The organism is Streptomyces yunnanensis (assembly GCF_029011865.1).
GTDB classification, from domain to species: Bacteria; Actinomycetota; Actinomycetes; order Streptomycetales; family Streptomycetaceae; genus Streptomyces; species Streptomyces yunnanensis.
Window position 1 is genome coordinate 9,684,489 of sequence record NZ_CP095749.1, and the last position, 17,169, is coordinate 9,701,657.

The following is a 17,169-nucleotide window of genomic DNA, read 5'->3' on the forward strand; positions in this document are numbered from 1 at the left end:
TCGACGGCACGGTGATGCCGGGGCGACCGTCATCGCGACCGCCGCTGGCCTACAGAGTTGGGTGTCGGTCGCTGCCGGGTCGGCAGTGGCAAACTGATCAACGATCGGCATGGCGAGCGTCAGGCATGTATCGCTCGACGTGGGAGGGGACTTGGTGCGGATCTCACACCTTCTTGGGGGCTTCAGGCGGGTTGGACGTTGGTGGCCACCAGAAACCCTCCCCAAGGGTGCTGAGGGCCACCGTGGCTCAACTCCACCGTGTAGTTGACGGCCTGGCCCCGGTGATATTCCTCCGCCCTGCGTTCGTTGGGGCAGGTGAAGTTCAGGATCGCGCCGCCGTTGTCGGGCTTGATCTGCCCGTGGGGCGATCCCTTGGAACAGTCGACGAGCACGGTGCCCCGAGTGGACTCCAGGGCAAGCCGCGGGGCTGGGCAGTCTCGAGCGTGGTCGTAGTTGCAGCCGAGGCGGGGGCCGGAGCGTGGGTAGAGCGCGAAGGGCTGCCCGTGGTCGTCGACGATCGTGGTGCCGTGGCGTCCGGCACACAGCCAGTCGATCTCAAGGTGCCACAGGATCTCGTCGCCGCCGGAAGCGGGCGTGATGATGAACTCCTCGACATCGGTGGCGCTCACCGAGAAGGGGAAATCCGCGTCCTCGGCCCGCAACTGGGGCGTGGCCTCGTTGAGGTCGGTGCTGAAATGCCGCGGCGCCACCCTGCGGAAGGTGGGGGCTGTAATGAGGCCATGGCATGCCCGGCGGGCGGGACGACGGGACAGGACCACTGGGCGCATCCCTCGCAGCATCACCGCCCGCCCGGTCAGGCTGCTCTCCACGGTGACCCGGAAGGAGCCCTCACGGACCATCACCTCGGGCGGGTCCGTATCCACCAGGACCGTCTGCTCGTCGTAGGGGTCGTACCTGTCCGAGCGGTCCACGGTGACGATGAGCGGGCTCTCGGTGTCCGCGAGGCCGTCACCCGGCAGATGGAGGTGCACCCCGCCGCTGATCGTCCCCGCTTGTACGACGGCTCCCTGCCGCCCTCCGTTCACCTGGTTCTCGATGTTCCCGGTCTGTCCGTCGCTCATCCATCCCCCTGCCGTGACCGGACCTCACCCCCATCGTGAGGTACACCCAACTGCGCTGCGTCCACAGACAGTTCACCACTCTCGGTCCCGGTCGTCACTCCGGCGGCGGACAGACACCGTACCGCCGCGAAGCCGGAGGGTGGCCCTCCCGTCCCGGGTAGCCGATTTCAGGCGCCTGGCAACCGCCGCGACCCGCCCGGGGCAGCTGCTCTGCGGCTACCCGTGGGCTGTGGTGTGCGGATTCGGTCGCGGATGCTGGTCATCCGCGACGGCCGCTGCCATCGTGGGAGGGGGAGATCTCCGCCCGGAGATGGCGGGATATCGGCCGCTGCTCGGGCGTGTATCGGGTCTGCGGGGCGAGGTATCGACTCTGTAGGGCCGTGTATCAGTGGTGTGTCGGTGGCGTATCCGTGCTGGACGCGGCACCGGTAACGGGCCGGGCGGTGCCGCTGATCGGCCGGGCGCGGGTCAGGTCGGTGGGTGTTCGGGGAGCCGTAGGGTGGCGATCGCGCCCCCGTCGGCCGCGTTGGCGAAGTCCAGTCCAGCACCGATGACGTGCGCCTGGCCGAGGGCGATGGTCAGCCCCAGACCGTGGCCGCGGCCGCGTTCCCGGGCGCCGGTACGGAACCGCTGCGGACCGTCCGCCAGCAGCGCGTCGGGGAAGCCAGGGCCGTGGTCGCGTACGGTGACGACCGCCCCCGACACCCTGACCTCGACCGGCGGCCGGCCGTGCCGGTGGGCGTTGGCCACCAGGTTGGCCACGATGCGGTCCAACCTTCTGGGATCGGTGTCGACCACGGCCCTGCCGGTGACCCGCACCTCGGCCTCAAGCCCCGTCCGCCGCACGCAGTCCTCGACCAGCGGGCCCAGCGGGCACGGCGCGAGATCGGCCTGCTCCGCACCCGCGTCCAGCCGAGAGATCTCCAGCAACTCCTCGATCAGTGTGCGCAGGACCCGCACCCGGTCCCGTACGTAGTCGGCGGCCTCACCCTCCGGCAGCAGCTCGGCCGAGGTGACCAGGCCCATCAGCGGGGTGCGCAGCTCGTGTGCGACGTCGGCGGTGAACTGCTGCTCGCTGCGCAGCCGTTGCTGTAGCGAGGCGGCCATCGAGTGCACCGCGGTGGAGATCTCCGCGATCTCGTCGCCCGGCCGGTCGCCCGCGCCGATGCGTGCGTCCAGGTCGCCGTCCGCGATCCGCCGCGCCGTCCCTGCGGCGTACCGCAGCCGCCGGGCCAGCCGTTCCGCGCTCAGTGCGCCCAGCGGCAGCACGGCACCGACGGCGATCAGCCCGGCCAGGCCCGTGGTGGCGTCCAGCAGCTTGAGATTGCGCAGGTCGGCACGCATGTCGACGTCGACGCAGAGCATCCGGTCGCCGATCGGTCGCGCGGCCCACATCACCGGCCCGTACGGGTTCCGGCCGAACGGAAGGAGCCGTGCAGGCATCCCGCGTCCCCTCAGCAGGCGCACAACCCGCCGCCAGCACCATCCCCGCGGACGCCAGCCCAGCCAGGGCCAGGGTGGAAACAGGGACGGACAGCCGTCGACCGAAGCACAGCATCGGAAATCCAGCAATCAGGGCCTTCGAGGCCATACGAAACACGCGCCCGGCGCCGCGGTGCTCGCCGCCGGGCTCGGCATCGTCGGCTCCCTCGAATACGTCCGCCTGGTGGGCCTGCGCCGATGGGACGGGGCCGTGCTGTGCACGGTGAGCCTCGCGCTGCCGTTCCTGGCGTGGCTGCTGCCGGACCGGCTTACGCTCTCCGCGGCAGGCGTGCTGTTCTGCCTGGCCGTGCTGCCGGCCGTACTGGCACAGGACGCGGCACACGGTGCCGGACGCGCCGCCAGGACGGTGTTCGGGCTGATCTGGCTGCCGGTCGCGCTGAGCCGACTGGTGCCGCTGGCCGACGTGGCCGTCGCGGTGTGCGTCGCGGTCGCCTTCGCCGACGTTGGCGGGTGGTGCGGCGGACGGGCCCTGGGGCGGCGCGGGCCGCTGGCCCGGCGGCTGTCCGGGCTCTCTCCCGCCAAGACCTGGGGCGGCCTGGTCGGATCGGCGGCGCTGGCCGCCCTGGCGCTGTGGGCGCTGGGGGAGTGGACACCGCTGCGCTGGCTGGCGGTGACCTGCGGATGCGCTGTCGGGGACCTACTGGAATCCATGATCAAACGCGGGGCGGGTGTCAAGGACGCGGGCCGCTGGCTCCCGGGCTTCGGCGGGCTGCTGGACCGTATCGACTCCTTGCTCGTCACCCTGCTCCTGTTGGGAGTTACCTTATGAACAAAGACACCGCCGCGAGACCATCGGCGGAGAATGCGTGGGACGCCCCACTGGACGTCACAAAAGACCGGGTCGGCCAAAAGACCAGTGACATCCGGTCTTGCGACGATCGGCGGACGCGTCTTCCGACGAGCCGAACGGATGCACAGGGCGCCGGCGACACCCGAATAAGAGGTCCTAACAAAGGCGTTGGACGTGTCTGTAGGTGATGAGACATGTAGCGAGCCCGAGGAAGGCTTCATGGATGTCGTCCCGTCGCTCCCATCGGATGCGCAGGCGTCGGAAGCCGTGCAGCCAGGCGATCGTTCGTTCGACGACATATCGGAAGATGCCCAGGCCGGAGCCGTGTGGCTCGCCTCGCCGCGCGATCACGGGACGGATGCCGCGCTGCCACAGCAGACGCCGGTACTTGTCGTGGTCGTAGCCACGGTCGGCGAACAGTGCGTCGGGCCGGTGCCGGGGTCGGCCGACAACCCCGGCGACAGGGGGGATCTTGTCGAGCAGGGGCAGGAGTTGGGTGACGTCGTTACGGTTGCCGCCGGTCAGCGACACCGCGAGCGGGATGCCTTGGGCGTCGGTGACGACGTGGTGCTTGCTGCCCGGCCGAGCGCGATCGACCGGACTGGGACCGCTTTGGGCCCCTACGGGCCGCCCGCACATGGGAAGAGTCGATCACCGCCCGGGACCAGTCCAGCTTCTTCGCCGACCGCAGCTTCTTCAACAGCAGCACATGCAGCTGGTCCCACACCCCGGCGGCATTCCAGGCGGCCAGCCGCCGCCAGCAGGTCATACCCGAACCAAAGCCCAGCTCCTGCGGCAGGTACTCCCACTGGATGCCGGTGTGCAGCACGAACAGGATCCCGCACAACGCCTGCCGGTCCGGCACCCTCGGCCGCCCCTCAACCAGCTTCGGCCCCGGCTTGGGCAGCAACGGCTCGACCAACGCCCACAGTTCATCCGACACGATCCACGGCCGCGACTGACGTTTCCCCACGACCAGACCAACGAGCAAATAGGCCAGCAGTCACATGATCAACCACTTCTGTTAGGACCTCTAAGACCGGGCCTGCCGAGTATTCTCCGGGCCGGACTGCGCCGGTGGTTCTGGCGGATATTCCTCTTCTTCACCGGCGGCGTCACGATCGAAGGAAAACTGCCGAAAGGCGGCTGTGTCGTGGTCGCCAATCATTCCTCGCACGCGGATACCGCCGCGCTGCTCTCCGCGTTAGACGCCAGGCACGCGCCACGAGTTGCGGCCGCCTCCGATTACTGGTTCAAGAACTGGCCGCGGCGCGTGCTGTGTTCCGTGCTGACCGCCGCCTTTCCGGTGCGCAGACACGGCGGCGGATGCACCGACCTCCGGACCGGCGCCGGGCCGATGCTGCGGGCCGGCCACGCGGTGGTGCTGTTCCCCGAGGGGACGCGGGGAGGCGGCCGGGCCGGTGTGTTCCACCGCGGCCCGTTCAAGCTGGCCGACTCCCTGGACGTGCCGGTGGTGCCCGTCGCGCTGTGCGGTGCCTCCGAACTGCTGCCCAAGGGCGGAAAGTTGAACCCGCGCCCCATCCGGGTGCGGATCGGCGCGCCGATGCGGGGTGCTTCGGCCGACCAGGCGCGTGCCGAGGTGCTCGCCCTGACCGACGCGTACCAGGAGCGGGACAGCCGACTGCGGCGCCGCATCGCCCGCATCGCGGTCGGCCGCTGGGGGCTGGCGCTGGCCGCCGCCTGGTCGTTCGCGGAGGCGCTGAGCTGGCCGCTGCTGCCCGAACTGGCGCTGGCCATACTGTGCGTGGCCGCTCCGCGCGCGGGGCTGCGGCTGACGGTGAGCGCCGCGCTGGCCAGCGTCGTGGGCGGCGCGGTGGGGCTCGCGCTCTACGCCGGTACGAGCGTGCAGCTGCCGCAGCCGTTGACGACGGATCGTATGCACACCGCCGTCCAGCACGAGCTACGCGCCGAGGGCGCCCGCGCGGTACGTCACCAGCCGGCCAGCGGCATCCCGTACAAGGTCTATACCTCCGAGGCCGGCCACGCCGGGATTCCGGTGGGGGACTGGGCCCTGCAGTCCGCCGTGGCACGCGGTCAGCGCATCGTCATGCTGGGGCTGGTACTGACCCTGATCGGTTCGGTCGTCCAGCGCTGGCGGCGTTTCTATCCGCACTGTCTGGTGTTGCTGGCGGTGGCCTTCACGGCGCTGTTCGCCTGGGTGATCAGCATGTGGAGCTGAGCGCGGTGGGTCCGTGCCGACGTCCGGACCCACCCGCCGCCGTACCCGCCCGACCGCCCCAACTCGGGGCCCCCGGGGACCGGTTGACGGCCACCTTCGGCCGCCACCGGCCCCCGGCCGCGCCGAGCCCGTTCCGACCGTCGAAGGAGCCGTACCGCTGATGTCCGTTTCCCCTTCTCCCGCGGCGGGGACCGCCTCGCCCGCGGCCCGGCCACCGTCACCGCCGCCCGTAGCGCGGGCACGTCGCGTCCTGGCCCTCACCAGTCTCGGCGTGTTCATCGTCTTCCTCGACACCACGGTCGTGAACGTCGCCTTCGACACCGTCAGTCGCAGCTTCGACGCCCCCGTCAGCCGCCTGGTGTGGGTGCTCAACGCCTATACGCTGCTCTTCGCCGCCTTCCTGATCCCGGCCGGACAACTGGCCGACCAGTTCGGCCGCAAGCGCCTCTTCCAGACCGGGCTGCTGGGCTTCGCGCTCGCCAGCGCCCTGTGCGGGACCGCCCCGACGCTCGGCGTCCTCGTCGCCGCCCGCGCCGCGCAGGGCATCTTCGGTGCCGTCATCGTCCCGGCCTCCCTGGCGCTGCTGCTGCCCGCCTTCCCGCCCGAGCGCCGCGCCACGGCCATCAGCACCTGGGGAGCGATGGCAGCGGTCGCCACGGCGATCGGCCCGACGCTGGGGGCGCTGCTCATCCACGGCATGAGCTGGCGCTGGGTGTTCTGGCTCAACGTGCCCATCTGCCTGTTCGCCGCGCTGTGGGGCGTCCGCTCGCTGTCGGAGAGCCGGCGACCGGCCGCGCGCGGCGTCCCCGACCCGGTGGGTGTCGCGATCGTCGCGGTCGCGCCCGCCCTGTTCAGCTTCGCCATCGTCTACGGGCCGCGCCTGGGGTGGCTGGACGCACGGGTGTGGGGAGCGTTCGCGCTGGGCGTCGCGCTGATTCCGGCACTGGTCTACCGGAGCCGTCGCGCCGCGCTTCCCGCGCTGGATCTGAGCCTGTTCCGCATCCGGAACTTCCAGGCGTCCAACCTGGCCACGCTGGTCTTCTCGGTCGCCTTCTTCGCCTTTCTGCTCTCCAGCCTGCTGTTCCTCCAGACCGTCTGGCACTACTCCGTACTGCGCTCCGCGCTCGCCGTCAGCCCCAGCGCCCTGATCACCGCGGTCGTCGCGTCACAGGCCGGACGGCTGAACGACCGTTTCGGCTATCGTGCCGTCTTCGCCGCCGGAGCCCTGTGCTACAGCCTGGGCACCGCTGCCCTCGCCCTGCGCACGGGCACCACGGCTCATTGGGCGACGCACTGGCTGCCCACCTTGATCCTCAACGGCATCGGCGTCGGGCTGGCCCTGTCGACCCTCAACAACGCGGCGGCCCATGCCCTGCCTGCCGAGCGCTTCGGTGTGGGCACCGCGATCAACAACACCTTCCGGCAGTTGGGCGCCGTACTGGGAGTCAGCATCTTCACCGCGGTTCTGGGAACGCCGGCGGCCGGTGACCTCCTGGGCAGCTACCACCGCGTGTGGTGGGTCCTCGCCGCCTTCCCGGCCGTCAGCGCCGTGCTGTACACCGTGGCCCACCGTGAGCAGAAAGGCTGAGCGGACCGAGGAGACGGGGGCGACCGAAGAGACCGAAGAGATCGGGAAGCGACGGTCGGGTGCGGAGTGGACCGGCCACCTGTCGGCGAGCTCCCGGTGAGTCCAGGACGCAGTGCAGGCCCGGTGGCGTCCACCGGGCCTGCACTGCTGAGCGGCGGGGCTCTGCGGGGCCGGGGGAGCGGTCAGCGGAACCGGTTGATCGCGTCGATGTGCTGGGCACGCAGCTCCTCGTCGCGCACGCCCAGGCCCTCGGTCGGGGCCAGGCACAACACGCCGACCTTGCCCTGGTGGACGTTGCGGTGCACGTCGTGGACGGCGAGCGCGGTGTCGGCCAGCGGGTAGGCGCAGGAGAGGGTGGGGTGGATCTTCCCCTTGGCGACGAGGCGGTTTGCCTCCCACGCCTCGCGGTAGTTGGCGAAGTGGGTGCCGACGATGCGCTTGAGGTGCATCCACAGATAGCGGTTGTCGAACTCGTGACGGTAGCCGGAGGTGGAGGCACAGGTGACGATCGTGCCGCCCCGGCGGGTGACGTAGACGGAGGCGCCGAAGGTCTCCCGACCGGGGTGCTCGAAGACGATGTCCACGTCCTCGCCGCCGGTCAACTCCCGGATGCGGCCGCCAAACCGCTTCCACTCCCGCGGGTTCTGGGTGTGCTCGTCGCTCCAGAAGCGGTAGTCCTCGGCGGAGCGGTCGATGATCGCCTCCGCGCCCATGGACCGGCACACCTCGGCCTTGCGCTGGTTGGACACCACACAGACCGGGTTGGCCCCGCCGGCGAGGGCGAGCTGGGTGGCGTACGAACCCAGACCGCCGCTGGCGCCCCAGATCAGCACGTTGTCGCCCTGCTTCATCCCGGCGCCGTTGCGGGAGACCAGCTGGCGGTAGGCGGTGGAGTTCACCAGACCCGGCGCGGCGGCCTCCTCCCAGGTGAGGTGGGCGGCCTTGGGCATCAGCTGGTTGGCCTTGACCAGGGCTATCTCGGCCAGGCCGCCGAAGTTGGTCTCGAAGCCCCAGATCCGCTGGGCCGGGTCGAGCATGGTGTCGTCGTGCCCGTCCGCGCTCTCCAGCTCCACCGACAGACAGTGCGCCACGACCTCGTCGCCGGGCTTCCAGACGTTCACTCCCGGGCCGGTGCGCAGCACCACGCCGGCCAGGTCGGAGCCGAGGACGTGGTACGGCAGGTCGTGGCGGGCGGCCAGTGGCGAGGTGCGCCCGTAGCGCTCCAGGAAGCCGAAGGTCGGCAGCGGTTCGAAGATGGACGACCACACGGTGTTGTAGTTGACCGAACTGGCCATCACCGCGACCAGGGCCTCGCCGGGCCCCAGTTCGGGCACCGGCACCTCGTCGACGCGCAGTGACTTGCGCGGGTCCTTGTCCGCGCTGGTCATGCCGCGGAACATCTCGGTGTCCTCTTTGTGGACGGTCACGGCCCGGAAGGACTCGGGCAGGGGCAGCGCGGCGATGTCCTCGGGCGCGCGGTCGGGTGTGCTGATCGCGGCGAGCAACTCGCTCAGGGCATGGCTGTCGGGCATGGCGGATCGGATCCTTTCGAGCGTTTCGTCAGGTCGTGCGGGAAGGGTGGCGAGGCGCTCCGGCGGGGACGGCGGCGGGTGCGCGCGGGGTGCGGCTCGCCTTCTTCGACAGGGCCGAAGCCGCCGTGGGAGCGGGCGAGTTCAACGGGATGCCGCGTCCTCCAGCCCGGCACCGTGCTCCACGGCCGAGTGCAGCCGGGCGTAGGGCCCTGCGGCGGCCAGCAGCTGGTCGTGGGTGCCCTGCTCGACGATGCGGCCGCCTTCCATGACGAGGATCAGGTCCGCGTCGCGGATGGTGGAGAGGCGGTGCGCGATGACGAAGCTGGTGCGGCCCGCGCGCAGCGAGTGCATCGCGCGTTGGATGAGCGCCTCCGTGCGGGTGTCGACGGAGCTGGTCGCCTCGTCCAGGAGCAGGATCGAGGGCCGGGCCAGGAAGGCCCGCGCGATGGTGACGAGCTGCTTCTCGCCCGCGCTGATATTGGTCGACTCCTCGTCCAGTACGGTGTCGTAGCCGTCCGGCAGGGTGCGGATGAAGCGGTCGGCGCAGGTCGCGCGGGCGGCGGCCACGATCTCCGCGCGGGTGGCGTCGGGGCGTCCGTAGGCGATGTTCTCGGCGATGGTGCCGGAGAAGAGCCAGGCGTCCTGGAGCACCAGGCCGATGTGGGAGCGCAGGTCCTCGCGGGTCAGGGTGGTGATGTCCGTGCCGTCGAGGAGGATGCGCCCGCTGTCGATTTCGTAGAAGCGCATGAGGAGGTTGCCCAGGGTGGTCTTGCCGGCGCCGGTCGGACCGACGACCGCCACGGTCCGGCCGGGTTCGACGGTGAGGGAGAGGTCCTCGATGAGCGGGGTGCCGGGGGAGTAGCGGAAGTGGACCTTCTCGAACTCGACATGTCCGCCGACCGTGTCCAGACGTGCGGGGTGGTCGGAGTCGGGTCGCTGCTCGTCCGCGTCCAGGAGCTCCTGGATCCGCTCCGCGGAGGCGAGGGCGGACTGCAGGCGGGCGGCGATGCCGGCGACCTCGACGATCGGTTGGCTGAACTGCCGGGAGTAGAGGATGAACGCCTGGACGTCACCGATGGACAGGGTCCCGGCGACCACGCGCAGCGCGCCGACGACCGCCACCACGACATAGCCGAGGTTGGAGACGAACATCATCGACGGCTCGATGGCGCCGGAGACGAACTGGGCCCGTGCACCGGCGCGGTAGAGGGCTTCGTTGTGCTCGTCGAAGGCGCGCTCGGCCTGCTCGCGCCGCCCGAAGCCCTTGACCAGCGCGTGACCGGTGTAGACCTCCTCGACATGGGCGTTCAGCGCTCCGGTGGCGGACCACTGACGGGCGAACCGCGGCTGTGCGCGCTTGCTGATCCGGGCCGTGAGCACGACCGACACCGGCAGACAGGCCAGCATGATCAGTGCCAGCAGCGGCGAGATGACGAGCATCAGCACCAGCATGCTCAGCACGGAGAACACCGCCGTGATCAGCTGGCTGAGGGTCTGCTGGAGGGTCTGCTGGAGGTTGTCGACGTCATTGGTCACCCGGCTGAGCACCTCACCCGCCGGATGGCGGTCGAAGTACCGCAGCGGCAGGCGGGCGAGCTTGGCCTCCACGGACCGGCGCAGCGCGAAGACCACACGCTGCACGACGGCCGAGACCAGCCGGCCCTGGAAGAGGGTGAGCAAGGAGGAGGTGACGAAGAGCACCAGCGCGAACAGCAGCACCCGGGCGATCGCGTCGAAGTCGACTCCGCCGGATCCGTGGGTGTGCCGGATGCCGTCGAAGACCAGGTCGGTGGCCCTGCCGAGGAGTATCGGGCCCGCCGCGTTGAGCGCGACGCCGCCGATCCCGAGGGCGACCGCCACGGAAACCAGGGCACGGTGCGGTCGCAGGAGGCCCAGCAGGTGGCGGGCGGGGCTGCGCCGCCCGCGGCTAGAGCTGTCCGCCGAGACCATGGACGGCCTCCTGAGGGGTCGTGGTGGCTTCGGCGTCCGGGGCGGAGCCGCCGTAGTGGTCGGTGGTGATCGCGGTGAGCTGGGACCTGGCGATCTCCCGATACGCCGTACTGGTACGCAGCAGTTCCTGGTGCGTACCGGTGGCGGCGACCCGGCCCGCGTCCAGGACCACGATGCGCTGCGCGTGCTGGACGGTGCTGACGCGCTGGGCGACGGTGAGCACCGTCGCCCGGGAGATCTCCGGTTCCAGGGCGGCCCGCAGCGCGGCGTCCGTGGCGTAGTCCAGTGCGGAGAAACAGTCGTCGAAGAGATAGACGGCCGGCCTGCGCAGCAGGGTGCGGGCGATCGCCAGACGCTGGCGCTGTCCGCCGGACACATTGGTGCCGCCCTGCGTGATCGGCGCATTCAGCCCCTCGGGCAGGAGCTGTACGAAGTCCCGGGCCTGCGCGATCTCCAGCGCGTGCCAGAGCTCGGCGTCGGTGGCATCGGGGTTGCCGAACCGCAGATTGCTGGCGACGGTGCCGGAGAAGAGGTACGCCCGCTGCGGGACGAAGCCGACGGTGCGGCGCAACGCCTCCGCGTCCAGGCTGCGGACGTCCACGCCGCCGATGTGGACGGAGCCCTCGGTGGCGTCGAAGTGCCGCAGTACGAGGTTGAGCAGGGTGGTCTTGCCGCTGCCGGTGCTGCCGAGGATCGCCACCGTCTCGCCGGGGCCGGCGCTCAGATCGATCCCGCTCAGCACCGGCTCCTTGGCTCCCGGGTACCGGAACCCGGCACCGCGCAGGGCCAGTTGGCCGGTAGCGGGCACGGTGCGCACGGGTCGGGGCGGCGTCGTCACGCTCGGCTCGGTCGTCAGTACCTGCTGGATGCGCTCGGCCGAGACCCTCGCCCGCGGCATCGCCAGGCACACGAAGGTCACCATCACCACCGACATCATGATCAGCGTCAGATAGCTCAGGAACGCGCTGAGCGCACCGAACCGCATCGCCCCGGCGTCGATGCGATGGGCGCCGAACCACACCACCGCCGCCATGAAGGCGTTCAGGACCAGCAGCACGACGGGGACGATGGTGGCCAGCAGCCGGCCTACCCGCAACGAGATGTCACACAATTCGGAATTGGTTCGGCCGAATCTCTCGCCTTCGTGTCCGTCGCGCACGAAAGCCCGCACGACGCGGACTCCCGTGATGCGTTCGCGCAGCAGGCCGTTGACGCGGTCCAGGTATTTCTGCATCCGGTCGTAGAACGGGTCGGTGCGGCCGAGAATGAGACCAAAGGACATTCCCACGGCCACCATCAGTGCCACCAGGAGCAGTGAGAGCGGAATGTCCTGCTGGAGTGCGAGCACGATGCTGCCCAGACACATCAGGGGCGCCGACACGGCGACGCCGAACGCGGACAGCGCCAGCATCTGTACCTGTTGGACGTCGTTGACGGTGCGCGTCATCAGCGACGGGGTGCCGAACTGTCCGACCTCACGGGCGGAGAAGTCCAACACCCGGCGGAAGACCGCCGAGCGCAGGTCGCGGCCCATCGCCATGGCCGTACGCGCGCTCAGCGCCACCGCGCCCACCGACGCCGCGATCTGCACCAGCGCAACGGCCAGCATGCCCAGCCCGGTCCGGACGATGTAGCCGCTGTCGGCCTCGATCACGCCGTGGTCGATGACGGCGGCACCGAGCGTCGGCAGGGCCAGGGTGGCCAGGATCTGCGCCAGTTGCAGCAGTCCCAGCAGGGCAACGGCGCGCCGGTGGGGACGCAGTCGGGTTCGCAGGAATCTGAGCAGCACCGGGCGACGCTCCAGGAGAAGGGCAGGTCCGGTCGACGGCACGGATGAGGCGCCCACCGGGCCTGGACAGGGCACGTCCGGACAGTGCAGCGCACCGCGCACCGGAAAATCCGTAGTGTCCTGACGGCAGGTGCCGCGGGGCCGTACCGGATCCGGCGACCGCGCTCTCCAACAGGCCGCGGGCACCCGAGGATTGGCACTCCGGAATTCCGTAGTGTTACTGGATTTTCTTGACACCGTGACCGGCCGCTTGGAAGCGTGCGCTTACCCGGCGTCCCGACCGCGGCGTTTTCTGACGCCATTCGACGCCATTCGAGGTCAAGAGTTCACGCAGCAGACACGGCTCTGCGTTTGGGCGGTCTGTTCTATGCGGAGGAAAGGAATGAGATGTCCAAGCGTGCGCTGATCACCGGAATTACCGGCCAGGACGGCTCCTACCTGGCGGAGCACCTGCTCGCACAGGGTTACCAGGTCTGGGGCCTGATACGCGGTCAGGCCAATCCCCGGAAGTCGCGGGTCAGCCGGCTGGTCTCCGACCTGAACTTCGTCGACGGTGACCTGATGGACCAGGCCAGCCTGGTGTCAGCCGTCGACGAGGTGCAGCCCGACGAGATCTACAACCTCGGTGCCATCTCCTTCGTGCCGATGTCCTGGCAGCAGGCCGAGCTCGTCACCGAGGTCAACGGCATGGGTGTGCTGCGCATGCTGGAGGCGATCCGCATGGTCAGCGGCCTGAACGGCTCGCGGAGCAGCGACGGCGGTCAGATCCGCTTCTACCAGGCGTCCTCGTCGGAGATGTTCGGCAAGGTCGCCGAGACCCCGCAGTGCGAGACCACCATCTTCCGGCCGCGCAGCCCGTACGGCGTCGCGAAGACCTACGGGCACTTCATCACCCGCAACTACCGTGAGTCCTTCGGTATGTACGCGGTCTCCGGCATGCTGTTCAACCACGAATCGCCGCGCCGCGGAGCGGAGTTCGTGACCCGGAAGATCTCCCTCGCGGTGGCCCGCATCAAGCTCGGCTACCAGGACAAGATGTCCCTGGGCAACCTCGACGCCGTACGCGACTGGGGTTTCGCCGGAGACTACGTTCGCGCCATGCACCTGATGCTGCAGCAGGACGAGCCCGGCGACTACGTGATCGGGACCGGCCAGATGCACTCGGTCCGCGACGCCGTCCGCATCGCCTTCGAGCATGTGAACCTGAACTGGGAGGACTACGTCAGCATCGACCCCTCGCTGGTGCGCCCGGCCGAGGTGGAGATCCTGTGCGCGGACGCCGAGCGCGCCCGCACCCAGCTGGGTTGGGAGCCCAGCGTCGACTTCCCCGAGCTGATGCGCATGATGGTCGACGCCGACCTGCGCCAGACCTCCCGCGAGCGGGAGTTCGGGGATCTGCTGCTGGCCGGCAGCTGGTAGTCCGGCCGGAGCGTACGGGATACCTCGGTGAGCGGGGTGTGCCCCGGGTGTATCCCGTAACGCTGCGGCGCGGCGCGGTCGTCAGAAGGAGGAGGGGCCGGTGCGATGACGCGGACCGTGGCGGAAGGGCTCCGGCCCGGTACTGCCGCCCGGCGCGGGACCCGCTCGGGTCGCGGCCGGCGGCGCAGGAGGGGGGAGGTGAAGCAGCCGGGTTCACAGCGATCGACTGAACACCCGTCAAAAGGCAAGGAGTTGACACGCCGGGGCGTGTTGCTCCCGTGCTATTCAGTGGATCATGTACTCTGACGCACATGAGACATCACTCTTTAGGGTGATTTACAGATCGATGTGGTGACGCCCAATCACATCCGCTGTGTCTCCTGAGGTGCGAGGAGTCCTATGGTGCGGAGCCGGAGCTTAGATCCTGATTTAGGCAGCGCCTTGGTCGGCCGAGCCGATGTCGTCAGAGAGCTCAATCGCTCCGCCCGCAACGCGTATTCCGGCCGTGCATGCTCTGCGGTCGTGACCGGCCCGGCCGGAATCGGCAAGTCCGCTCTGCTGCGCGCCTTCCTCACCGGAGACGCCTGTCGGCACGCGACGGTTCTCCAGGGCACCTGCGAAGAGGGCGCTGCGGGAGATTCCTTCAGCGGGATACGCGCCTTGCTCGGTCCCGCCGCACAAGGCATCCCCCTGGAAGCGGCCAGGTGCCGCGCCCTCCCCGCACTCGCCCCCGGTGCGCTGGCGGGCGAGCCACCGCACGCTCCCGTCGTCCAGCGCGCGTTCCACGACCTGCACCGCCTCACGACGCAACGGCTGAGCCGCCGACCGCTCGTCCTGGCCCTGGACGACGTGCAGCACTGCGACGAACTCTCGCTGCGCTGGCTGGACTTCGTGCTGCGCCGGTCCGACGGCCTGCCGCTGCTCATCGTCCTCACCCAGCAGTCCGGGGCCGCCCTCTCCCGCCGCGTCCCGGTCCGCCACGCCCTGGCGGACCTGGCCGCCCACTGCCGCACCACGACGCTGCGCCTGCGGCCGCTGACCGAGGCGGATGTCGCCGCAGTCGTCAGGGCGTTCTTCCCGGTACCCGCCGCACCCGTCTTCGTCACCCGCGCCCGGGTCGCGACCGGCGGCAACCCCCGCCTCCTGGGCCGGCTGCTGCACGAACTTCGGGCCGAGGGCGCCGGTCCGGGAGTGGGTGGCGCCGACCGGATCGCCGAGACCGGCGGACGCGTCCTGGCGCGCTGGGCACGCGAACTCCTGGACCGCCAGCCACCCTGGGTCGGCGAGGTCGCGCGGGCGGTGGCGGTCCTCGGAGAGCGGGGTGCCGACCACGTCGGCCCCCTGGCCGCCGTCCCCTCCGCCGTCGTCGAGGACGCCCTGACGGTGCTGCGCGAGGCCGGGCTGGTGCCCGGCGGCAGGCACCTGGCGGACGGCGCGGTGCGCGCGGCGGTGCTGGCGACCCTGGACACCCAGGCGCTGTCGGGCCTGCGTGCGCGGGCGGCGCTGCTCCTGAGCGACGCCGGCCGGCCCGCCGAAGAGGTCGCCGAGCACCTCCTGCGGCTGCCGTCGATCTGCGCACCGTGGATGCCCGGTGTCCTGCTGGAGGCCGCGGCCCGCGCCGAGGAGCGCGGCGCCCCGGAGACCGCTGCCCGCTATCTGTACCGGGTACTGGAAGTGGACCCCGACAGCGTGGAGGTCCGCGTCCGATTGGCCAGGGCACTGACCGAGACCGACCCGCCCGAGGCCGTCGGCCTGCTCCGCGAAGCGCTGGCACCGAGCATCGACGTGCGCACCCGGGCGCGGATCGCCGCGCAGTTCGGCACCACCGGCCTGGCCGCGCGCGAGGGCTGCGTCGCCCTGGGCCTCCTGGAAGACGTCCTGGACACGCTCGACGCCGAACTCGGCCCCGACCCCCTGCCGGCCGACCAGGAACTGCGCACGCTCGTCGAGTCGGTGTTCCTGATCGTCGGCACGCACGGCCGCAACACGTTCGCCGCGACCCAGAAGGGGGCGGCGGCGATGACCTTGCCCGAGGGCGACACCCCCGCCCAGTGCCAGAAGCTGGCGGCCATGGCCGTACTGACCGCACTCGACGGCCGGCCCCCCGAACCCGCCGTGCAGCGCGCCGTGCGCGCCATCTCCAGCCCCCGACTGCTCCTGGAGAGCTGGACCCTGATCAACTCGGCGTTCGTCCTCGGCCTCGCCGACCGCGCCGAGGAGGCCCTGGACGCACTGGACCGCGTCCTGCGGCACGGCCGGAACAACTCTGCCGTGTGGACCTACGCCCTGGCCCTGTCCACCCGCGCCATGCTCCAGCACGGCCTGGGCGCCCTCCCGGACGCGCTCGGGGACGCCAGAACGGCGGTCCAGATCAGCGGCGCGGAACGCTGGGGCGACACCATGGTCCTGCCGCGCCTGGCCCTGGCGAGCGTACTGGTGGACCGCGGTGAGGCCGCGTCCGCCGAGCGGCTGCTGGCCGGCACCGAGCCCGCCTGGCGTGAGCAGTACGTGTGGACCTACTACCGCTATCTGATGGCCCACGGCCGCGCCCGCCACGCCTTGGGGGACGCGGAGGGCGCACTGGCGCTGTTCCGTGAGTGCGGCAGGGCACTGGAGGAAGCCGAGGTGCGCCACGCGGCATACGTGCCCTGGTGGGCGGAGGCCGCCTGCGTACTCGCGGAACTGGGCCGCCCCGAGGAGGCCCAGGAGCCCGCCGCGCACGGCACGCGGCTCGCGGAGCAGTGGGGCACCCCCCGCGTCCTCGGCATGGCCGCCCTGGCCCGCGGCGTGGCCACCCCCGGCGAGGAGGGTGTGCAGCTGCTGGGCGAGGCGGTGCGCGAACTCTCCGCCTCACCGGCCCGCGTCGAACACGCCCGCGCCGAACTCGTCCTGGGCAAGGCGCTGTTGACGGAAGGCGATCGACGCGCCGCCCGTGAGCACCTGCGCGCCGCGGCCGGCCTCGCCCAGCGCTGCGGCGCGCTCGCGCTGGGCCAGGACGCCCGCGCGGCCCTGGTGGCCGCGGGCGGCCGCATGCGGAAGATGACCACCTCGCCCCTCGACCTGCTCACCAGCATGGAACGCAAGGTCGCCAGTCTCGCCGCCGGCGGCGCCGGGAACCGCTCGATCGCCCAGTCGCTCTACGTCAGCGTACGCACCGTCGAAATGCATCTGACCAGCGTGTACCGCAAGTTGGACGTCGCCGAGCGGGCCCAGCTCGGCGATGTCCTCCGCTCCTCGGGCGTCCGCGAAGCACGGGCCTCACGATCGGCGCCGCGGCCGGGTGGACGGGATTGAGGGCGAGCCGAGCGGGAGGGTG

The 17,169-nt window shown here is 70.7% G+C and carries 11 protein-coding genes; 5 read left to right on the plus strand and 6 right to left on the minus strand.

The window, feature by feature from the left end; translation table 11 throughout:
- Positions 1 to 182: 182 nt before the first annotated feature.
- Entirely contained in the window at positions 183 to 1,082 is a 900-nt protein-coding gene (locus MOV08_RS42650) for a hypothetical protein (protein WP_275311530.1), read from the minus strand.
- A gap of 468 nt (positions 1,083 to 1,550) precedes the next feature.
- Complete coding sequence (locus tag MOV08_RS42655) at positions 1,551 to 2,525, minus strand: sensor histidine kinase (protein ID WP_052287293.1); 975 nt, start codon at positions 2,523 to 2,525, stop codon at positions 1,551 to 1,553.
- A gap of 172 nt (positions 2,526 to 2,697) precedes the next feature.
- Between MOV08_RS42655 and MOV08_RS42660 the strand changes: the two genes are divergently transcribed.
- Positions 2,698 to 3,354, plus strand: coding sequence for a phosphatidate cytidylyltransferase (locus MOV08_RS42660; RefSeq protein WP_275311531.1), 657 nt, complete (start codon positions 2,698 to 2,700; stop codon positions 3,352 to 3,354).
- 177 nt (positions 3,355 to 3,531) lie between these two features.
- Here MOV08_RS42660 and MOV08_RS42665 read toward each other — a convergent pair.
- Positions 3,532 to 4,348 (minus strand): IS5 family transposase gene (locus MOV08_RS42665; protein WP_420834111.1). Its coding sequence is split into 2 segments (ribosomal slippage): positions 3,532 to 3,988 and positions 3,987 to 4,348, totalling 819 coding nucleotides; the frame shifts between segments, so codons are not numbered across the junction.
- A 96-nt stretch (positions 4,349 to 4,444) separates the two neighbouring features.
- Here MOV08_RS42665 and MOV08_RS42670 point away from each other — a divergent pair.
- Entirely contained in the window at positions 4,445 to 5,575 is a 1,131-nt protein-coding gene (locus tag MOV08_RS42670) for a lysophospholipid acyltransferase family protein (protein WP_420834325.1), read from the plus strand.
- Positions 5,576 to 5,735: 160 nt separating this feature from the next.
- Positions 5,736 to 7,163: an MFS transporter gene (locus MOV08_RS42675; protein ID WP_275311532.1), complete on the plus strand. Its 1,428-nt coding sequence runs from the start codon at positions 5,736 to 5,738 to the stop codon at positions 7,161 to 7,163.
- A 182-nt stretch (positions 7,164 to 7,345) separates the two neighbouring features.
- On the opposite strand, the gene ccrA is transcribed toward MOV08_RS42675, so the two are convergent.
- The 3 genes from ccrA to MOV08_RS42690 all read right to left on the minus strand — a co-directional run bounded on the left by ccrA (position 7,346) and on the right by MOV08_RS42690 (position 12,434).
- Complete coding sequence (gene ccrA / locus MOV08_RS42680) at positions 7,346 to 8,695, minus strand: crotonyl-CoA carboxylase/reductase (protein ID WP_275311533.1); 1,350 nt, start codon at positions 8,693 to 8,695, stop codon at positions 7,346 to 7,348.
- A 141-nt stretch (positions 8,696 to 8,836) separates the two neighbouring features.
- Positions 8,837 to 10,645, minus strand: a complete 1,809-nt coding sequence (locus MOV08_RS42685) for an ABC transporter ATP-binding protein (RefSeq protein ID WP_275311534.1) — start codon at positions 10,643 to 10,645, stop codon at positions 8,837 to 8,839.
- Entirely contained in the window at positions 10,623 to 12,434 is a 1,812-nt protein-coding gene (locus MOV08_RS42690; RefSeq protein WP_275311535.1) for an ABC transporter ATP-binding protein, read from the minus strand. Before MOV08_RS42690 ends, MOV08_RS42685 begins: the two co-directional genes overlap by 23 nt.
- A gap of 387 nt (positions 12,435 to 12,821) precedes the next feature.
- Between MOV08_RS42690 and MOV08_RS42695 the strand changes: the two genes are divergently transcribed.
- Together MOV08_RS42695 and MOV08_RS42700 are read left to right on the plus strand one after the other, a co-directional pair.
- Positions 12,822 to 13,853 (plus strand): GDP-mannose 4,6-dehydratase, encoded by a 1,032-nt coding sequence (locus tag MOV08_RS42695; RefSeq protein WP_275311536.1) that lies wholly within the window; start codon positions 12,822 to 12,824, stop codon positions 13,851 to 13,853.
- A gap of 399 nt (positions 13,854 to 14,252) precedes the next feature.
- Entirely contained in the window at positions 14,253 to 17,147 is a 2,895-nt protein-coding gene (locus MOV08_RS42700) for a helix-turn-helix transcriptional regulator (protein WP_275311537.1), read from the plus strand.
- Positions 17,148 to 17,169: the final 22 nt, after the last annotated feature.

Coding starts and splice junctions, on each gene's coding strand:
- MOV08_RS42650 (WP_275311530.1), bottom strand. CDS start 1,082: ATGAGCGACGGACAGACCGGGAACATCGAGAACCAGGTGAACGGAGGG.
- MOV08_RS42655 (WP_052287293.1), bottom strand. CDS start 2,525: ATGCCTGCACGGCTCCTTCCGTTCGGCCGGAACCCGTACGGGCCGGTG.
- MOV08_RS42675 (WP_275311532.1), top strand. CDS start 5,736: ATGTCCGTTTCCCCTTCTCCCGCGGCGGGGACCGCCTCGCCCGCGGCC.
- ccrA (WP_275311533.1), bottom strand. CDS start 8,695: ATGCCCGACAGCCATGCCCTGAGCGAGTTGCTCGCCGCGATCAGCACA.
- MOV08_RS42685 (WP_275311534.1), bottom strand. CDS start 10,645: ATGGTCTCGGCGGACAGCTCTAGCCGCGGGCGGCGCAGCCCCGCCCGC.
- MOV08_RS42695 (WP_275311536.1), top strand. CDS start 12,822: ATGTCCAAGCGTGCGCTGATCACCGGAATTACCGGCCAGGACGGCTCC.
- MOV08_RS42700 (WP_275311537.1), top strand. CDS start 14,253: ATGGTGCGGAGCCGGAGCTTAGATCCTGATTTAGGCAGCGCCTTGGTC.